The organism is Cereibacter sediminicola (genome assembly GCF_007668225.1).
Classification (GTDB): Bacteria; Pseudomonadota; Alphaproteobacteria; order Rhodobacterales; family Rhodobacteraceae; genus Cereibacter_A; species Cereibacter_A azotoformans.
Genome location: NZ_VDEK01000189.1, coordinates 1 through 338, shown reverse-complemented (window position 1 = coordinate 338; position 338 = coordinate 1). Strand labels below are relative to the sequence as shown.

The 338-nt window shown below is 71.0% G+C and carries 1 pseudogene; it reads right to left on the bottom strand.

From position 1 onward, the window contains the following. Window positions 1-241 (bottom strand): annotated as a pseudogene (locus tag FG154_RS20960) (hypothetical protein); the annotation flags it as partial. Between the last annotated feature and the right edge of the window lie 97 nt (window positions 242-338).

The window sequence follows — 338 nt, the reverse complement described above, 5'->3', positions numbered from 1 at the left end:
CGGCGGTCTGGCGGTCGGGGTCCCGCGCCATGATGCGTTCACCGAAGGCCGTGAGTCGAGCCGGTGAGCGCCACCGGTTCGAGTGAACCGGCGAGGGCATATTCGCCTCGATCCGGCTTCGGGCATGGTAGCCCGTCCATCGCTTCCAGAGCGCTCGGCCAAAGTGCCGGGTGGCGCGCAGGGTCTCGTTGCGGGCGCGGGCGGCAGGACCATCTTCCTTCCAGGGCCGCCCGTTCCGGCGGCTGTGGCGCAGCGCAGCGGGCGGCGATGGTTGTAGAAGGCAATCCAGTCGCCGATGGCGCGGGCCGCATGCTGCAGGCTGTCGAAGCGCCGGCGGT